Annotated in this window: 20 protein-coding genes; 12 read left to right on the top strand and 8 right to left on the bottom strand. The window is 71.4% G+C overall.

All coding sequences use genetic code 11. The features are described from left to right. Window position 1 precedes the first annotated feature (1 nt). Window positions 2–991 carry a quinone oxidoreductase family protein gene (locus Asi02nite_RS16280; RefSeq protein WP_203713780.1) on the bottom strand — a complete coding sequence of 330 codons (990 nt, stop codon included), beginning with the start codon at window positions 989–991 and terminating at the stop codon, window positions 2–4. A 74-nt stretch (window positions 992–1065) separates the two neighbouring features. On the opposite strand from Asi02nite_RS16280, the gene Asi02nite_RS16275 reads away from it, so the two are divergent. Next, a complete protein-coding gene (locus Asi02nite_RS16275) occupies window positions 1066–1692 on the top strand; it encodes a TetR/AcrR family transcriptional regulator (RefSeq protein WP_203713778.1) in 627 nt (208 codons plus the stop codon). A gap of 47 nt (window positions 1693–1739) precedes the next feature. Beyond that, window positions 1740–2216: a hypothetical protein gene (locus tag Asi02nite_RS16270; RefSeq protein WP_203713776.1), complete on the top strand. Its 477-nt coding sequence runs from the start codon at window positions 1740–1742 to the stop codon at window positions 2214–2216. A 123-nt stretch (window positions 2217–2339) separates the two neighbouring features. Here the strand turns inward: Asi02nite_RS16270 and otsB are convergent, their stop codons facing one another. The 3 genes from otsB to Asi02nite_RS16255 form a co-directional block, all read right to left on the bottom strand. Next, window positions 2340–3164: a trehalose-phosphatase gene (otsB, locus tag Asi02nite_RS16265; protein ID WP_203713774.1), complete on the bottom strand. Its 825-nt coding sequence runs from the start codon at window positions 3162–3164 to the stop codon at window positions 2340–2342. 85 nt (window positions 3165–3249) lie between these two features. Beyond that, the gene (locus Asi02nite_RS16260) at window positions 3250–3618 is read right to left on the bottom strand and encodes a hypothetical protein (RefSeq protein WP_203713772.1); all 369 of its coding nucleotides are present in this window, start codon (window positions 3616–3618) and stop codon (window positions 3250–3252) included. Between the two features lie 161 nt (window positions 3619–3779). Further along, window positions 3780–4220: a helix-turn-helix domain-containing protein gene (locus Asi02nite_RS16255; RefSeq protein ID WP_203713770.1), complete on the bottom strand. Its 441-nt coding sequence runs from the start codon at window positions 4218–4220 to the stop codon at window positions 3780–3782. 270 nt (window positions 4221–4490) lie between these two features. On the opposite strand from Asi02nite_RS16255, the gene Asi02nite_RS16250 reads away from it, so the two are divergent. From Asi02nite_RS16250 to phoH2, 3 genes are all read left to right on the top strand, one after another. Further along, window positions 4491–4847, top strand: coding sequence for a hypothetical protein (locus tag Asi02nite_RS16250; RefSeq protein ID WP_203713768.1), 357 nt, complete (start codon window positions 4491–4493; stop codon window positions 4845–4847). A gap of 16 nt (window positions 4848–4863) precedes the next feature. Beyond that, window positions 4864–5196, top strand: a complete 333-nt coding sequence (locus tag Asi02nite_RS16245; RefSeq protein WP_203713767.1) for a hypothetical protein — start codon at window positions 4864–4866, stop codon at window positions 5194–5196. A gap of 383 nt (window positions 5197–5579) precedes the next feature. Continuing rightward, window positions 5580–6968 carry an RNA 5'-3' helicase PhoH2 gene (gene phoH2, locus Asi02nite_RS16240; protein WP_203713765.1) on the top strand — a complete coding sequence of 463 codons (1389 nt, stop codon included), beginning with the start codon at window positions 5580–5582 and terminating at the stop codon, window positions 6966–6968. Window positions 6969–7007: 39 nt separating this feature from the next. Here phoH2 and Asi02nite_RS16235 read toward each other — a convergent pair whose 3' ends face one another. After that, a complete protein-coding gene (locus Asi02nite_RS16235; RefSeq protein WP_203713763.1) occupies window positions 7008–7598 on the bottom strand; it encodes a dihydrofolate reductase family protein in 591 nt (196 codons plus the stop codon). Window positions 7599–7818: 220 nt separating this feature from the next. Here Asi02nite_RS16235 and Asi02nite_RS16230 point away from each other — a divergent pair, with 220 nt between their 5' ends. The 4 genes from Asi02nite_RS16230 to Asi02nite_RS16215 all read left to right on the top strand — a co-directional run bounded on the left by Asi02nite_RS16230 (window position 7819) and on the right by Asi02nite_RS16215 (window position 11063). Continuing rightward, window positions 7819–8493 carry an aggregation-promoting factor C-terminal-like domain-containing protein gene (locus Asi02nite_RS16230; RefSeq protein WP_203713762.1) on the top strand — a complete coding sequence of 225 codons (675 nt, stop codon included), beginning with the start codon at window positions 7819–7821 and terminating at the stop codon, window positions 8491–8493. A 77-nt stretch (window positions 8494–8570) separates the two neighbouring features. Next, window positions 8571–9374: a S1 family peptidase gene (locus Asi02nite_RS16225; protein ID WP_203713761.1), complete on the top strand. Its 804-nt coding sequence runs from the start codon at window positions 8571–8573 to the stop codon at window positions 9372–9374. A 27-nt stretch (window positions 9375–9401) separates the two neighbouring features. After that, the gene (locus Asi02nite_RS16220) at window positions 9402–10004 is read left to right on the top strand and encodes a rhomboid family intramembrane serine protease (RefSeq protein ID WP_239126752.1); all 603 of its coding nucleotides are present in this window, start codon (window positions 9402–9404) and stop codon (window positions 10002–10004) included. Between the two features lie 90 nt (window positions 10005–10094). Continuing rightward, on the top strand, window positions 10095–11063 hold the full coding sequence (locus tag Asi02nite_RS16215) for an NAD(P)/FAD-dependent oxidoreductase (RefSeq protein ID WP_203713760.1): 969 nt from the start codon (window positions 10095–10097) through the stop codon (window positions 11061–11063). A 1-nt stretch (window position 11064) separates the two neighbouring features. On the opposite strand, the gene glpX is transcribed toward Asi02nite_RS16215, so the two are convergent. Continuing rightward, a complete protein-coding gene (glpX, locus tag Asi02nite_RS16210; protein WP_203713759.1) occupies window positions 11065–12093 on the bottom strand; it encodes a class II fructose-bisphosphatase in 1029 nt (342 codons plus the stop codon). 147 nt (window positions 12094–12240) lie between these two features. On the opposite strand from glpX, the gene Asi02nite_RS16205 reads away from it, so the two are divergent. The 3 genes from Asi02nite_RS16205 (at window position 12241) to Asi02nite_RS16195 (ending at window position 14787) form a co-directional block, all read left to right on the top strand. Continuing rightward, a complete protein-coding gene (locus tag Asi02nite_RS16205; RefSeq protein WP_203713758.1) occupies window positions 12241–12789 on the top strand; it encodes a DUF4245 domain-containing protein in 549 nt (182 codons plus the stop codon). Between the two features lie 389 nt (window positions 12790–13178). Further along, complete coding sequence (locus Asi02nite_RS16200; RefSeq protein WP_203713757.1) at window positions 13179–13940, top strand: hypothetical protein; 762 nt, start codon at window positions 13179–13181, stop codon at window positions 13938–13940. 73 nt (window positions 13941–14013) lie between these two features. Further along, on the top strand, window positions 14014–14787 hold the full coding sequence (locus tag Asi02nite_RS16195; protein ID WP_203713756.1) for a hypothetical protein: 774 nt from the start codon (window positions 14014–14016) through the stop codon (window positions 14785–14787). Between the two features lie 39 nt (window positions 14788–14826). Here Asi02nite_RS16195 and Asi02nite_RS16190 read toward each other — a convergent pair whose 3' ends face one another. Beyond that, the gene (locus Asi02nite_RS16190; RefSeq protein WP_203713754.1) at window positions 14827–15036 is read right to left on the bottom strand and encodes an exodeoxyribonuclease VII small subunit; all 210 of its coding nucleotides are present in this window, start codon (window positions 15034–15036) and stop codon (window positions 14827–14829) included. Next, window positions 15033–16283 (bottom strand): exodeoxyribonuclease VII large subunit, encoded by a 1251-nt coding sequence (gene xseA / locus Asi02nite_RS16185; RefSeq protein ID WP_203713752.1) that lies wholly within the window; start codon window positions 16281–16283, stop codon window positions 15033–15035. Before xseA ends, Asi02nite_RS16190 begins: the two co-directional genes overlap by 4 nt. Between the last annotated feature and the right edge of the window lie 13 nt (window positions 16284–16296).

Here is a 16296-nt window from a genome sequence, read left to right as displayed (position 1 = left end):
GCTAGCCCGCGATCTTGACCACGATCTTGCCGGGTGGCGGGGTGGTCTGCTCGGCGATCATGTCCGGCACCTGGTCGAAGGACCAGACCTTGCCCACCGGCGTACGCAGCAGGCCCTGCTCGGCCAGCTCCGCCAGGCGACCCCAGGCCGCCTCCTCGCCCGCCGGTGAGTGCGCGTCGGCCAGCACGCCGACCGCCGTGTAGTTGCGCAGCAGCATGTCGACCGGGTCCAGGGCGACCGGGGCGCCGGAGGCGAAACCGACGATCGCGATCCGGCCGTGCCGCGCCAGCGCCCTGACCGCGGTGCCGGCGGTCTCGCCACCCACCACGTCGAAGACCAGGTCGGCGCCGCCGCCGGTCGCCCCCCGCAGCTCCTTCGCCAGATCCTGGTCGCGGTGGCTGACCGCGTGGTCGGCACCGATCGACCGGCAGAACGCCACCTTCTCGGGGCTGCCCGCCACCGCCGTCACGGTCGCGCCGAGCGCCTTGCCGAGCTGGATCGCGGCGACACCCGAGCTGCCGGCGCCGCCGAGCACCACGAGTTGCTCCCCGGCGGTCAGGCCGCCGCGCTCGACCAGGCCGGCGTACGCGGTGCGGTAGGCGATCGGGAAGCCGCCCGCCTCCTCGTCGGTCAGCGGGGCCGGCACGGGGATGGCCGAACCTTCCCGGACGTACGCGTACTCGGCGTAACCACCCCAGCCGCGCAGGAAGGCCGTGATGCCGAGGATCCGGTCGCCGACCGTGAACCGCGAGCCCGGCCCGACCGCGACGACGTCGCCGCAGACCTCCTCGCCCAGGCCGAACGGCGGCTCACCCAGCAGCGGGAACGCGCCGGCGGCCATCATCGCGTCCGGGTAGCCGGCGCCGGCCGTGCGGGCCCGCACCAGCACCTCGCCGGCCATCGGATCCGCGTACCGAAGCTTCTCCTGCCGGACCCCCGTGCGCGGATCGCCGAACGCCGTCAAGCGCCACGCCAAACCCTCGGTCACCACGTGTGTTCTCCCATCGGACATGTTGTCGGACACTATGTCCGACGGAATCTACCCGGGCCGCCTAGGATCAGGGGGTGGCCTCGATCACCCGCCGGCCGGCGGCCGACCCCAGTCGACGGGCCGCCGTCGAGGCCGACGTGCTGGCCGCCACCGAGCGCCTGCTCGCCGGCGGCGCGCGGTTCACGGAGCTGGGAGTGCAGCGCATCGCGGCCGAGGCCGGGGTCGCGCGGTCGACGTTCTACCTCTACTTCCGCGACAAGACCGAGCTGCTCCTGCGGCTCGCGGCCACCCTCGGCGACCTCGCGTACGGGATGGTCGGCACCTGGTCCCCGGCGGCGCCTGACGCCCTCGACCGCCTGGCCGCGACGCTGCTCGAGGTGGTCCGGTTCTACCGCGACCGCCGGCACGTGCTGGCCGCGGTGCTCGAGGTGGCCGGCTACGACCGCGTGATCAACGAGTTCTGGGAGGCGCAGCTCGGCCTCTTCGTCGCGCGGGCGGAGGAGCTGCTGCTGGCCGAGCAGCAGGCGGGCCGGGCGCCGGCTGATTTGCACGCGGCGACGGCGAGCCGGGTGATGATCTGGGGCGGCATGCGGGTGATCGCCGACCAGGTCGCCAACAGGCCGGCGGAGGAGGACGCGGCGGCGGCCCGCGAGCTGGCGGCCAACGAGTGGTGGGGCGCCTTCCGCCGCCCGGAAAGCTGATCTTCGCGGGTGGCGGCCGTCGATGCGGCGCGGCAGACTCTGTGGACATGAGGCTGCGCGGTGTGCTCCAGGTCGGGCTCGTGATCGCGGCCGGGGCGCTCGCCCTCGGCTGCACGTCCACGGTGGATCGCCAAGCCGCACCCCGGCCGGGCGGCACCAGCGCGCCCGCCGCGCCGACGACGGGGCCGGCGACCGAGCCGACCGCCGCGACGGGGCCGACGGCGACCAGCGTGCCCGGCACCGAGATGACGCCGCCGCAGGACCGCAACGTCTGCGGCCGGGTCCGTACGGCTACCAACGACTACTCACGGTCCTACGACAACGCGGCGCAGGGCGACAAGGCGATGATTGGCAAGAAGTGGTCGGGCTTCATCCGCGAACGCGCGAAGGAGGCGAAGGACCCGAAGCTCGTGGCCGACCTCGACAAGGTGGCCGACGAGATCGACCGCTGGCGCCCAGGACAGCCGGACCTGCGCGCTTACACGAGCCTGCTGAACACGGCCTGCGCCCGCTGGGCGGCCTGAGCGGCCTGCGCCCTGCGGCCTGAGCGGCCTGCGGCCTGAGCGGCCTGCGGCCTGAGCGGCCTGCGGCCTGAGCGGCCTGCGGCCTGAGCGGCCTGCGGGCCCGCGATTCGAGCGGCCTGCGGGCTAGCGCAGGGCCGCGACGGCCTCGTCGAGGAAGTCGCCGAGCGCCTCGGGAGACTCGAACGTCAGGTCCGCGGCGCCGGCGACAGCCTGGCCGGTCTCGGGGTTGGCCACCGCGACGCAGACGCCGAAGAACGACGGGTCGCGCTGCTCGCGGTCGCGCAGGGCGGCGAAGGCCTTGAGGTCCGAGACGTCGTCGCCGAAGTACCAGGCGCAGCCGGCCGAGGCCACCGCCTCGCCGATCACCAGGCCCTTGTCGCGGTCGACCGGTGGCTTGAGCTCGAGCACCATCCGGCCGGTCTGCACCTTGAGGCCGAGCCGCTCCGCCTCGGCGCTGCCCCAGCGGGAGACCTCGCCCGCCAGTTCCGGGGCGGTGCGGTAGTGCAGCGCCACCGAGAGTCGTTTGTATTCGATCAGGATCTCGGGCGGCAGCTCCGCCCGCGCCCGCTCGGCCAGGTCGGCCATCGCGGGCACCCACGGCAGCGCGGCGGGCTCCGTGACCGTCGGGCCGGCGCCGTGGCTGTGTTCCAGGCCGTAGAGACCGTAGAGGTCCACGTCGGCCGCCCCGTGGAAGCGGTCGCGGAGGAAGTCGACCGGGCGGGCCGAGACGATCGCGACCCGGCGGACCACGGCGGCGAGCGCCGAGATCGCGGCGAGCGCCCGGGGCACCGGGCGCACCGCCGTCGGATCGTCTTCCACTGGCGCCAAGGTGCCGTCGAAGTCGAAGAAGAGCACACACTCGTCGGCCCTGTCGGCGGTCGCCCGCCACGCGCTCTGCGCACTCAGCGGGCGGTCATCGCGCCCGTGGCCCTGATCTGACCCCCGCACAGCACAAAGCCTACCGGGTGCGGGTCGGCCTCGGAGCCGACGGTTCAACCGGTTGACAGTAGATCGTTTGTAGTTGTCGAACCCCTCAGTCGTCGATCAACCCCGTGCGGCGCGCCGGCCGGCTGCCGAACGGGACGATGGCGCCGGTCGCCTGCTCGCCGTGGCTCAGCAGGTAGCCCTCCACGAATCCGGCGTTCCGGTCACCCGTGTGCGCGTCGACCTCGTTGAGACGGGCCGCCACGAACTCGGCGAGGGCGTTGAGCCGCACGTTGACGCGGTTGTAGAGCTCGGCCAGCACGGCCAGGATGACCCCCACCGACGTGGCCGCGACAGTCACCAGGTTGAAGGCGACGGGAAGTTCGTTCTCGTCCAGCAGTCCGACAATGATGTTGGCGCTCGCGAACATCGTCGCCGAGATCACGGCGACGACGACCGACCCCCATTTCAGGGCCATCGATAGACCCCTCCTCCTTGTCCCGCAGGGCTTTGGCTGACCTCCGGTGCTAGCCACCCGACCCGAGCCCGAGCAGTACAAGGGCGCAGGTTACTGCGCGACAGGGGTAAAGATCGTGCCATTCGCTACTTGAGTTGCAGCTTCTTTCGCCATTTGCCGAACTAGACGGCCCTACCGCGCTTCTGCGGGCGATCGGACGGCAACAACGGGCGGTACGCCAGATAGCGAATGGTCTCGCGGATGTGGAACTTCTCCGCGTCCGAGACGTTCGGATCGACCAGCCGGCGCAGCAGCGCCTCGACGTCCGGATCCATCGGCGGAGCGGCCGGCGCGGGCCGCCCGGCGCCGCCGGTGTCCCAGCCGAGCACGCCGAAGGCGACCGACGGGTTGAGGCCGAGACCCGTGCAGAACGCGACCACCCGCTCCGCCTCGGGGTCGCTGGACCAGTCGGCCCGGACCCAACGGTTGACGGTCTGACGGGAGACGCCCGTGCGACGGGACACTTCGGACCCGCTCCAGGCGCGCGTGGTGCGGGCGTCCTCGAGCGCCTTACGGACGAATGCGGCGAACGCGATCTTGCGTCCCGGGGAGGTGTCCGGCACCGGGTGACGGTACGGCCAGTTCTCGATCTTCCCGCCGAATGCGCCGGAGGTGTATCGCGTGCGTGACGGCTCCGACCGGGCGCCGGTAAACGATCGAGCAGGCTTTTCGTCGGGCGTCACGTGGTCAGAGTAGGGCGCCGCAGGTTCCGTGCTAATCGCCCGAAAAGCCGATGCTGTCACGCACGCGATACGCCTTACGGTGTGTCACGTGAACGAGACAGAACGTGCGAATGGGCGTCACTTCGACGTGACAGCACAAGGATTCGAGCGGTGACCGGGCTGGCCACCCGCGAGGAGGCGTTCGAGCTGATCGCGGCCGGCGTTGCCGCCGGCATCGCGGCGCCGTGGCGGCTCTACCTCGCCCGCGGCTGCCGGTACGTGTCGCTGCGGGTCGCCGACACCGCCGAGTGGGACGCGTGGCGGATCCACCTCGGCTGCGCCGACCTGCGGATCCGGGTCTATGACACCGGCGCCGAGGTGCGCCGCAGCTCGGTGGCCGAGGTCGTCATCGACGACTGCCGGGTCGCCGTCGAGCTCCTCGAGGAGGTCGGCGTCGACGACATCGACCACCTGCTGGCCGGCCAGCCCCGGATCGACCGCGCGCCGCGCTACCCGGACGAGCCGTGAGGGGCAGCACGGACCGATGACGCTGTACTTCGCGATCTTCCTCGTGCTGCTGCTGGGCTCGTCCAGCTACGCGATGGGCCGGTTGCACGGTGGCTTCAACTACCGCACCGGCTACCGACACGGCTACTACGACGGCGACCGGGGCGCGTGGAACCGCCGGCGCCGGGAGGTGCAGAAGGTGGCCGTCACGGCCCGGACGGAACCGCGGCAACGGTCCGCATCGGACGTGCCGACCACCTTGATCGGTTCGGGAACCACCTATCTCAGCGCCTCCTTCGTGGGGACCACAACCGACGGCGGACGGCACGCCGTAGGGGCCCGCGTGATCGCGGGTCAACCCGCGGCGTGAGTGGTAACCCACGAGCGCGGACCGTTCGGTGACCGACGGTTCGCGCACCCGGGATCGGGCCAGTCCGGTGGCCTGATCCCCACGGCCACGACGCGTGAGGGGCGCGCGTCGTTGCCGGTGGCCGGCCCGGCGAGCGCCCGCCGGGTCGGCCAACCCCTATGCGAAATCCCGGTAAACGAAGGCTGCTTAGTTCGGCGTGTACTTCCCCAGGACGGCCGACGCCAGTTAGCGTCTAGCCATGGCGAGGGGTCATCCCACGCCAGCCGGCCGGCCCGGACCTGCGACGACATCGCCACGGGGCCCGCATCCGACCCCGTGCTCCCGGGCACCGGACGAGGCGGAACACGCGGGCGGTCCGGGTGCACGCTCGCCGGAGCAGGCCTGTGACGACTCAGCGCACCACTTCCCGGGCCACCCAGGACACCCCCGCGACCGGCCGCGCCACTCGCGCGCGCAAGGCCGCGGCGAAGGAGGACGGGCCAGGCAGGCCCGTCTTCGTCCTGGACACCTCGGTCCTGCTGTCCGACCCCGCGGCCTTCCGCCGCTTCGACGAGCACGAGGTCGTGCTCCCGCTGGTGGTGATCACCGAACTGGAGGGCAAGCGCCACCATCCCGAGCTCGGCTGGTTCGCGCGGCAGTCGCTGCGCATGCTCGACGAGTTGCGGATCAAGCACGGGCGGCTCGACCAGCCGGTGCCCATCAACGACCTCGGCGGCACGCTGCGCGTCGAGCTCAACCACTCCGACGACGGCGTGCTGCCGCCGGGCTTCCGCAACGAGTCCAACGACGCGCGGATCCTGTCGGTGGCCCTCAACCTCGCCGGTGAGGGGCGGCCGGTCACGCTGGTCAGCAAGGACATGCCCCTGCGGGTCAAGGCGGCCGCGGTCGGCCTGCTGGCCGACGAATATCGCCACGGGCAGGCCAGCGACCCCACGTGGACGGGCATGGCCGAGATCGAGGTGGCGGACGACGAGATCAACGAGTTGTACGGCGGTGCCGACCTGGCCCTGGACGGGGCGGCCGAGCTGCCCTGCCACACCGGCCTGGTGCTGCACTCGTCGCGCGGCTCGGCGCTCGCCCGGGTGCTGCCCGACAAGGTGGTCCGGCTGGTCCGCGGCGACCGGGAGGCGTTCGGCCTGCGTGGCCGCTCGGCCGAGCAGCGGATCGCCCTGGACCTGCTGCTCGACGAGTCGATCGGCATCGTCTCGCTGGGCGGGCGGGCCGGCACGGGCAAGTCGGCACTGGCGCTGTGCGCGGGGCTCGAGGCCGTGATGGAGCGCGGCCGGCACAAGAAGGTGATCGTGTTCCGCCCGCTCTACGCGGTCGGCGGCCAGGAGCTCGGCTACCTGCCGGGCTCCGAGTCCGAGAAGATGTCGCCCTGGGCCCAGGCCGTCTTCGACACGCTCGGCGCGGTGGTCCACGAGAACGTCCGGGAAGAGGTGCTCTCCCGCGGCATGCTCGAGGTGCTGCCGCTGACCCACATCCGCGGTCGGAGCCTGCACGACGCGTTCGTCATCGTCGACGAGGCGCAGTCGCTCGAGCGCGGGGTGCTGCTCACCGTGCTGTCCCGGATCGGCCAGGGCTCGCGAGTGGTGCTCACCCACGACGTGGCCCAGCGCGACAACCTCCGGGTCGGCCGGCACGACGGCGTCACGGCGGTCATCGAGGCGCTCAAGGGCCACCCGCTGTTCGCGCACGTCACCCTGACCCGCTCCGAGCGGTCCGCGATCGCCGAGGTGGTCACCGACCTGCTGGAGGACATCCCCAACTAGCGCGCGGAGGGGGCCCGTGCGCGGGCTCCCTCGCCGCCGCTACTTCTTGACGCGGTAGCGCAGGTGGGTGACCCGGTCGCCCTGGATGGTCTGCAGGGGACCCTCCAGCTCGACCGGCGCCACGCCGAGCCCGCTGAAGAACGGCGTGCCGCCGCCGAGGAGCACCGGCACCAGGTCGACCCAGACCTCGTCCAGCAGCCCGGCGTTCAGCGCCTGGCTCGCGATGGTGCCGGAGTTGAGCCCGACGCCCTTGCCGCCGGCGAGCTCACCCGCCCGGGCGATCGCGCTCTCGATGCCGTCGCTCACGAACTCGAACCATTCGCTGTCCTCGTACCCGGTGGGCGGGTTGTGGGTGAGGACGACCGTCGGCACCTCCAGCGGGTGCTTGCCGCCCCACCCGTTCGTCATGTCGAACAGCTTGCGACCGACGACCAGGGCGCCCAGCTCGCCGAGCCAGGCCTTCTGGTGCTCGTAGCTCGCGCGGGTCAGGCGGAACGTCATCTCGGGGTTGCCGGTCGGCATCTCGACGTCGCCGTTGCCGTACCACGCGAAGAGGTGCTCGAAGCCGGACTCGCCGGGGCCGGAGACGTAACCGTCGATGGACATGCTCGCGCCGGTGCTGACCTTCATCGTTCTTCCTCCTGAACTCGACTGCCTTCGTACCCACGCGTCGTCCAGGCGGGCCGCGGATCGACAGGATTACGGAAACTTTTTGGCCGCGCAGCGCTTTGCCCGAACTTACCCACCTTTACCCCGTGACCCAGGTCACACAATGGCCTCCTCAATTCCCTCTGGACTCACTGTGCGCAATGGTGTCTGGGTCCTTGCCACCGACGAGAGGAACGACTTCGTGACTCGGCTGTGGAGCCGGTTCGGGGTCCGGGCGTTGGCGGTCGGCATCCTCGCGGTGGGGGTGGGCGGCGGCTACTACCTGGGTCAGGACAACAGGGTCCAGGAGCAGGGGATCGACGCGCAGTTCGCCGCGCAGGCCCAGCAGGCCGAGAACTCGCTGCTCAAGGCCCACCACCTCGACCACGAGTCGATGATGGCCCAGCGCCGGGAGGCCGAGGCGATCGCGACGCAGCGGGCCCAGGCCGCGGCGAAGGCGGCCGCCGAGCGGGCCAAGCGTGCGGAGGAGGCCAGCCGCAAGAAGCGGGAGAAGGCCGACGACCCGCCGCCGGCCAAGCCGTACGACGGGCCCATCCCGACGTCGTGCAACGAGTACAGCGGCAACCGCAAGATCGGCTGCGCCATCCTGCTGGAGCAGGGCTTCAAGATCGATCAGATGCCCTGTCTCGACAAGCTCTGGACCAAGGAAAGCGGCTGGAACCCGAAGGCGCACAACTCCTCGTCCGGCGCGCACGGCATCCCGCAGGCCGTGCCCGGCAGCAAGATGGCGAGCGTGGGCGCTGACTGGGAGACCGGGGCGGCGACCCAGATCAAGTGGGGCCTCGGCTACATCAAGGGCCGCTACGACAACCCCTGCGGTGCATGGGCCCAGTCCCAGGAAGAGGGCTGGTACTGACCTGAAACGTGAGGCAGAGGGTACGAACACTCGCGTTCGTACCCTCTGCGGCTTTTGCGGCCTCTAGGGTCTCAATCATGCGAGGGTTTCGCTTTTACAGCGCACTGACGGTCCTGGTCATGACGGCGGTGGTGGGTCTGGTGGCCGGACCCGCGCAGGCCACGGACGACGGCGGCCACGAGCGCATCGTCGGCGGCAGCCGGGTCGACGAAGGCGTCTTCCCCTGGGCCGTCCGCCTGTCGGTCGGCTGTGGCGGCTCCCTCGTCGCGCCGCAGGTCGTGCTCACCGCCGGCCACTGCGTCAAGCGCAGCGGACCGGACACCTCGATGCGGATCACCGCTGGCTCCGTCGACCTGCAGTCGTCCCGGGCGAAGACGGTGCGCTCCACCGAGGTCTACCGGGCACCCGGCTACGCCGACGCCACCCGCGGCGACGACTGGGCGCTGATCGCCCTCGACCAGCCGCTCGACCTGCCGACGCTGAGCCTCGCCGCGGACACCGCGTACGACGAGGGTCGGTTCACGGTCCTGGGCTGGGGTTCCACCAAGGAGGGTTCCCGCACGCAGCAGCGCTACCTGCGCTCCGTCGAGGTCGACTTCGTCTCCGACTCGTCCTGCGACCGCAAGTACGGCAAGATCGGGATGGAGATCGTCGGATCCGACATGATCTGCGCGGGTCGTACGGGCAAGGACTCGTGTCAGGGCGACTCGGGCGGCCCGCTGGTGCGCCTCGACGCGACCGGTTCCTGGCTGCAGGTGGGCATCGTGAGCTGGGGCTACGGCTGCGCCCGCAAGAACTTCCCCGGCGTGTACGGCCAGGTGTCCACATTCGCGCCCGGCATCGCGGTCGGCCTGGCGGTGCTGAGGTCGCGTTTGGCGTGAGGGCTGCTCGCCTGATAACCCTTGTGCGTGTCCGACGACTGGACGACCGGGCCCGACCGACTGCGCTTCGGCAGTGAGCCGTTCTACGCGGCCGTCGGTCGGGCCTTCGTCGCGATGTGTGCCGCGATCCCGGTGCTGTTCGTGATCGAGGCTCTCGACTACTGGCTGGGCCTGGGGCTCGACCCGCGCGGCGGGATCATCCCGCGCAGCGTGTACGGCCTCGACGGCATCGTCTTCTCACCCCTGCTGCACGCCGACTTCGCGCACCTCTACGGCAACAGCGTCCCGCTGATCCTGCTCGGCACGTTCGTGCTGGCCGCCGGTTCGCGCCGGTTCATCTGGTCGACGGCGTTCATCATGCTGGTCGGCGGCCTCGGCGTATGGATCGTCGGCGACCCCCGTACCGTGGTGGTCGGGGCCAGTGGGGTGATTTTCGGTTACTTCGGCCTGCTGTTGGCCCGGGGGATCGTGGAACGCACGTGGTGGAACCTCGGCGTCGTGGTGTTGGTCGGGCTCCTCTACTGGTGGCAACTCTTCGGGATCCTGCCGTCGGACCCCTACGTCTCGTGGCAGGGCCACCTCTTCGGCTTCCTCGGCGGCGCGGTCGCGGCCGTTCTGTTCCGCCGATAGCCACGACACGGCGGCAGTCCTTGCCGGTGCCCCATCGCTGTGCCTACCGTCGATGTCGACATCGGGTCGCCGGAAGGGCAATGGTGGGCCATGCGGGAAATCGACGTCGCGATCATCGGGGCGGGTCCGTCGGGGTTGTTCGCCGCCTACTACGCCGGCTTCCGCGGGCTGTCGGTCGCGCTGATCGACAACCTGCCCGAGCCGGGCGGCCAGGTCACCGCCATGTATCCGGAGAAACAGATCTACGACGTCGGCGGGTTCCCCGCCATCAAGGGCCGCGAACTGGTCGCCAACCTGGTCGAGCAGGCGGCGCCGTTTCGGCCCGAATACATCCTCGACACCAGGGCAGACCAACTGTCGTACGCGGACGGCCAGCCGGTGTTGACCCTGTCGACGGGCGAGCGGTTGCGCTGCGGCGCGGTGCTCATCACCGGGGGCATGGGCAGCTTCAAGCCGCGCCCGCTGCCGGCCGCCGAGACCTTCGCCGGCACCGGCCTGGTCTTCTTCGTGCCGCACCTGGCCGACCTGGCGGGCCAGGACGTGCTCATCGTCGGCGGTGGTGACTCGGCGTTCGACTGGGCGCTGGCCCTGGAGCCGCTGGCCAAGTCGGTCACGCTGGTGCACCGCCGCGACCGGTTCCGCGCCCACGCCGCCACGGTGGCCCGGGTGCAGGACCTGAGCGTCCGGATCGTCGTCAACGCCGAGGTGGCCAAGATCCACGGTGAGGACGCGATCACCCACGCCGACATCGCGGTCAAGGGCGGCGAGACCGAGACGATCCCGGTCGACACGGTGGTGGCGGCCCTGGGCTTCACCGCCGATCTGGGCCCGCTGGCCGACTGGGGCCTCGACCTGGACCGCCGGCACGTCAAGGTCGACAGCACGATGGCGACCAACCTGCCGCGCGTCTTCGCGGCGGGCGACATCACCGAATACCCGGGCAAGGTCCGCCTGATCGCCACGGGCTTCGGCGAGGCCGCCACCGCCGTCAACAACGCCGCTGTCGTGATCGACCCGGCGGCGCACCTCTTCCCGGGTCACTCCTCCGACAACGGCTGAGCTACGGGGTGTCCTGCTCCGCGATCGGGCGGCCGTCGAAGTCGACCGACGAATAGAGGGCCAGCTTCTCCAGCTTGTGATAGGAATCGATGATCCGGATCGTGCCGCTCTTGGAGCGCATCACGATCGACTGCGTGTAGGCGCCGCCCGCCCGGTAGTGCACGCCGCGCAGCAGGTCGCCGCTGGTGACGCCGGTCGCGACGAAGAACGCGTTGTCGCCCGCCACGAGGTCGTCGGTGTGCAGGACCCGGTCGAGGTCGTGGCCGCCGGCCAGCGCCTTCTCCCGCTCCGCGTCGTCGCGCGGCCAGAGCTTCGCCTGCATCGCGCCGCCCATGCACTTCAGCGCGCAGGCCGCGGTGATGCCCTCCGGCGTGCCGCCGATGCCCATCAGCACGTCGACCTCCGACGTGTCGCGGGCCGCGTAGATCGCGCCCGCGATGTCGCCGTCGGAGATGAACCGGATCCGGGCGCCCGCGTGCCGGACCTCCTCGATCAACCGCTCGTGGCGCGGGCGGTCGAGGATGCAGACCGTGACGTCGGCCACACTCGACTTCTTGACCCTGGCGATCCGGCGCAGGTTCTCGGTGGCGCCGGCGTTGATGTCGATCACGTCGGCGCAGTCCGGGCCGACCGCGAGCTTCTCCATGTAGAAGACGGCGCTCGGGTCGAACATCGCACCCCGCTCCGCCACCGCGAGCACGGCCAGGGCGTTGGGCATGCCCTTGCTCATCAGCGTGGTGCCGTCGATCGGGTCGACCGCGACGTCGACCTCCGGCCCGGTGCCGTCGCCGACCGCCTCGCCGTTGTAGAGCATCGGGGCGTTGTCCTTCTCGCCCTCACCGATCACCACGACGCCGCGCATCTGGATCGAGTTGATCAGTTTGCGCATGGCGTCGACGGCGGCACCGTCGCCGCCCTCCTTGTCGCCGAGGCCGACCCAGCGGCCGGCGGCCATCGCCGCCGCCTCGGTGACCCGGACCAGGTCCAGGGCCAGGTTACGGTCAAGATCTTGGGGGATCCGGGCGCTCATCGGGCGGCCTCCTCGCGTCGCGACGCTGCAGCGTGAGTTTCGGTCGTTACCAGTGATCCTGGCACGACCGGCCGCCCGGGAGGCCGTTCGGGTCACGGTTTCGGCCCGGTGTGGCCGCCCGGACGGCCGGTCGGCACAATTACCCTCGTGGAAGAGCAGGGCACCCAGGAGATCGTCGAGTCGGTACGGCGCAGCGAACGCCGCCCGCGCGACATGGTGATCTCCATGCTGGTGCTGCTGGTCCCGATCCTGCTGGCCTTCGGCGCCTACCGGGTGTTCCTGGACGGCGGCGACCCGATCGCGGTCGACACGACGGCGGCGATCGACGACGCCCGCCACGCCAACGCGTTCCCGGTGCTGGTGCCGACCGGCCTGCCGGACGACTGGACGACGGTCAGCGCCCGCTGGCAGAACGTCGAGGGCGGCAAGGCACTGCGGTTCGGGCTGGTCACCCCCGACGGCAAGGGCGTGCAGGTGCTGCAGACCGACGCGGACCCGACCAAGGTCATCCCGACTGAGCTGACCGGTGACGCGCGGCCGCTGGACAAGACCGACATCAAGGGCGCCACCTGGCAGTCGTACTCGACCCGGCCGGGCGAGCGCGCGCTGGTCAAGCTCAACCCGGACCACATGATCATCGTGGTAGGCGGCGCGGGCGCCGCGGACCTGCGTACGCTGGCCGGCTCCCTCAATTGATCTAGGTTAGTACGCTCCCGGGTCACGTCGATCCCAGGAGCTTTCCCGTGCCGCTCGCCACCCGGGCCGCCGCGTTCGCGGCGGCTGTCGCTGTGATCTTGCTTCGCCGCCGACCCGCGGCTTCCGTGGACCGGCAGCCACCGCATTGGCCGACCGGAACGGCGGGAGGCGCCGGCCTGGGCCGACGCAGCGCGCCCGCGCTGCGCGTGCGGCCGGCGTCCGCGCTGGGTGCGGGGCGGGTGTCCCGTGGGTCCGCGGCGTCGGCGCTGGGGATGGGGCGGGCGTCCCGAGCGGCCGCCCCGCCCGCGCCGCGAGGGTGGCGAACGTCCCGAGGGCCCGCGCGGCGGCCTATTCCGCCGGTCCGGCGTGACCGCCGGCGGCGCCGAGGGATGCTGCTGCTCGCCGCCCTGCCGTTCGCCTTGGCCGCCTGCACCGGCGGGTCCGGGGCGTCGGTCGCCGCCCCGACCACGACGCCGCCGGGCCCGACCGCGTCGCCGCCGAGTGCGACCACGACGCAGGCACCGGTCGACCCGCGGACCCAACTGGCCATCGCGGCGCGGGACCTCGCGAAGACCGGCTACCGGATCGACCAGACCGACGGGGACGACCGCAGCGTCTGGCAGGTGCACGGTCCGAGCGGCAGCTTCCGGGTCACCCCGACCGGCGCGCCCGGCGGCACGATCCAGATCGGTCGTGACCGGTGGGTGACCGGTGTCATCGGCGGCAACGTACCCGGCGCCAGGACAAAATGGATCAAGCTGCCGCCGGGGGCAACGCAGCCGATGCCCGACGAGGTCGCCGCCCGTCTGGTCGCCGCTTCCACCGGCCTCACCGAGAGCGCGCCCGGCACGTTCACCGGCGAAGTGCCCGAGCCGGTGTGTCGTGACGTCATGCTCTTCGCCGCCGACGTCGTCCAGGTCGTGCTCGCCGATCCGCCGAAGACCACAGCGTGGGCGGCTACCGGCACGATCACGGTCACGCTCGACGAGCGCGGCCGGTTCGCCGGGCTCGCCGTCGGGGTGCCGTCCGCCGACGGGAAGACGGCCAAGAAGGTGACACAGGTGTACCGCGACTTCGGCACGGTCGGCCGGGTCGGCAAGCCGCCCGCGAAGGACGTTCTGCAGATGCCGGAACTCCCCGGCGAGGAGTGACTCGCGGGGCGGCGGCGCCTCGTGGGTCCCGCTAAGCTACGGCCTTCTTTCGCAGACTTCCTTGGAGTTCCCCTTGCGTACCCCCAAACTGGCTGCCCTTTCGGCCGTCGCCCTGATCGCGCTGGCCGGTTGCGGTCAGGCCACCGAGGCGGGCGGTGGCAGCCCGGCCGCCGCGACCACCTCCGCGCCCGCCGACCCGGCCACGCGGATCGACGCCGCCGCTCGCAAGATGGACCAGAGCAGCTTCAAGTTCACGATCGACGCGGCCGGCATGAAGGCCGAGGGCGTCCAGCACGCGCCGTCGAAGAGCATGCAGCTCAAGATGACCGCGGCCGCCGAGGGTCAGGAGTTCACGGTCGATCTCGTCTCCATCGGCGAGAAGGACATGTACATGAAGATCGACCTGGGCATCGACCCCGGCGACGACCCCGTGATGCAGGGCTTCGCCGAAGGTCTCGGTGGCTGGCAGCACGTCAGCAAGGAGCAGGCCGAGAGCGAGTTCGGCTCCCTGGCCCGGGCGGGCGCCCAGGCGATGGGCGCCAGCATGGTCAAGGGCATGACCGGTCTGAAGGAGACGGCACCCAACACCTTCACCGGTACGGTCGACCTGACCGTCAACAGCGACCTCGACGTCACCGACGAGGAGACGCTCAAGGCCCTCGGCGACAAGGCGAAGTCGATCCCGATCACCGTCACGCTCGACGGCGAGGAGCGGCTCAGCTCGCTGGTCATGGAGATCCCCGCCGCGGGCAAGGCCAAGGCGCAGAAGGCGACGATCACCTTCTCCGACTTCGACAAGGTCGAGCAGCCGAAGGCGCCCCCGGCGGACCAGATCAAGAAGAACTGAACCGGACGGCGACGGCCGGACTTAGCAGGACGACATGAGCTACGCCTCGGCGCCGGCCTGTTGGCGGGCGGCGTCGAGGCGTTCGCGGGCGCCGTCGAGCCAGTGTTGGCAGATGTCGGCCAGGCGTTCGCCGCGCTCCCACAGGGCCAGCGACTCCTCCAGCGAGATGCCGCCCGCCTCGAGCTTCTCGACCACCGACGCCAGCTCGGCGCGGGCCTGCTCGTAGCTCAGGTTCTGCTGCTCGGTCACCGGTTCTCCTCGATGGTCGCCTCGTCCACTGTGGTCGAGAGTTCACCCGCGGCCAGCCGTACGCGCAGCACGTCGCCCTTGGTCACCTCGGTGGCCGAGCGTACGACGTGGCCGGACCGGCCCTGGACGATGGCGTAGCCGCGGTCGAGGGTCGCGGCGGGGGAGAGCGCGCGCAACCGGGCCACCGTGTGCCGCAACTCGTCGCCCGCCGCCCGGATCCGGTGGTCCAGACTGCGGGCCGCCCGGTCGCGCAGGGCCGTGACGTCGACGGCCCGGGCCTCGATCATCACGCCCGGGCGGGCCAGCACCGGGCGCGACCGGATCGCGTCGAGGCGGTGCTGCTCGCGGTCGATCATGCCGAGCACCGCCCGGTCGAGCCGCTGCCGGGCCGTCTGGATGACCCGCACCTCCTCGCCGAGGTCGGGGACGATCCGCTTGGCGGCGTCGGTCGGCGTGGAGGCCCGCACGTCGGCGACGTAGTCGAGCAGCGGCGCGTCGGTCTCGTGGCCGATCGCGCTGACCACCGGCGTGCGGCAGGCGAACACCGCGCGGCAGAGGGTCTCGTCGGAGAACGGCAGCAGGTCCTCCACCCCACCGCCGCCGCGGGCGATCACGATCACGTCGATCGTCTCGTCGGCGTCGAGCACCTTGAGCGCGTCGACGATCTGCGGCACCGCGGTCGGGCCCTGCACGGCGACGTTGACCACCCGGAACTCGACCGCCGGCCAGCGCCGCCGGGCGTTGGTCAGCACGTCGCGCTCGGCGGCCGAGGCGCGCCCGGTGATCAGGCCGATCCGCCTCGGCAGGAACGGCGGGCGGCGCTTGCGCCGGTGGTCGAACAGGCCCTCCGCGGCGAGCAGCTTCTTGAGGCGTTCGAGCCGGGCCAGCAGCTCACCGAGCCCGACCTGGCGGATCTCGTCGGCGCGCAGGCTCAGCGTGCCCCGCGCGGGGAAGAAGTCGGGCTTGGCGTGCAGCGTGACCCGGGCCCCTTCCTCCAGGTTGGGCGCACCCAGGTCGAGCACGTCGCGGTTGGTGGTGACCGTGAGGCTGAGATCGGCCGAGGGGTCACGCAGGGTGAGGAAGACGGTGCTCGCACCCGGCCGGCGGCTGATCTGGGCGACCTGGCCGTCCACCCAGACCCAGCCCAGCTTGGCGATCCAGCCACTGATCTTCTGGCTCACCACCCGCACCGGCCACGGCTCATCCGCGGTGCTCTTCGGGATGCCGTTGGGCTCGGGCGTGGTCACCGCACCACCCTAC

Origin of the sequence: Asanoa siamensis, assembly GCF_016862555.1 — a bacterium.
Taxonomy (GTDB): domain Bacteria; phylum Actinomycetota; class Actinomycetes; order Mycobacteriales; family Micromonosporaceae; genus Asanoa; species Asanoa siamensis.
Note: the sequence above shows the minus strand (reverse complement) of the source record. Positions and strands in the feature narration are given on the sequence as shown.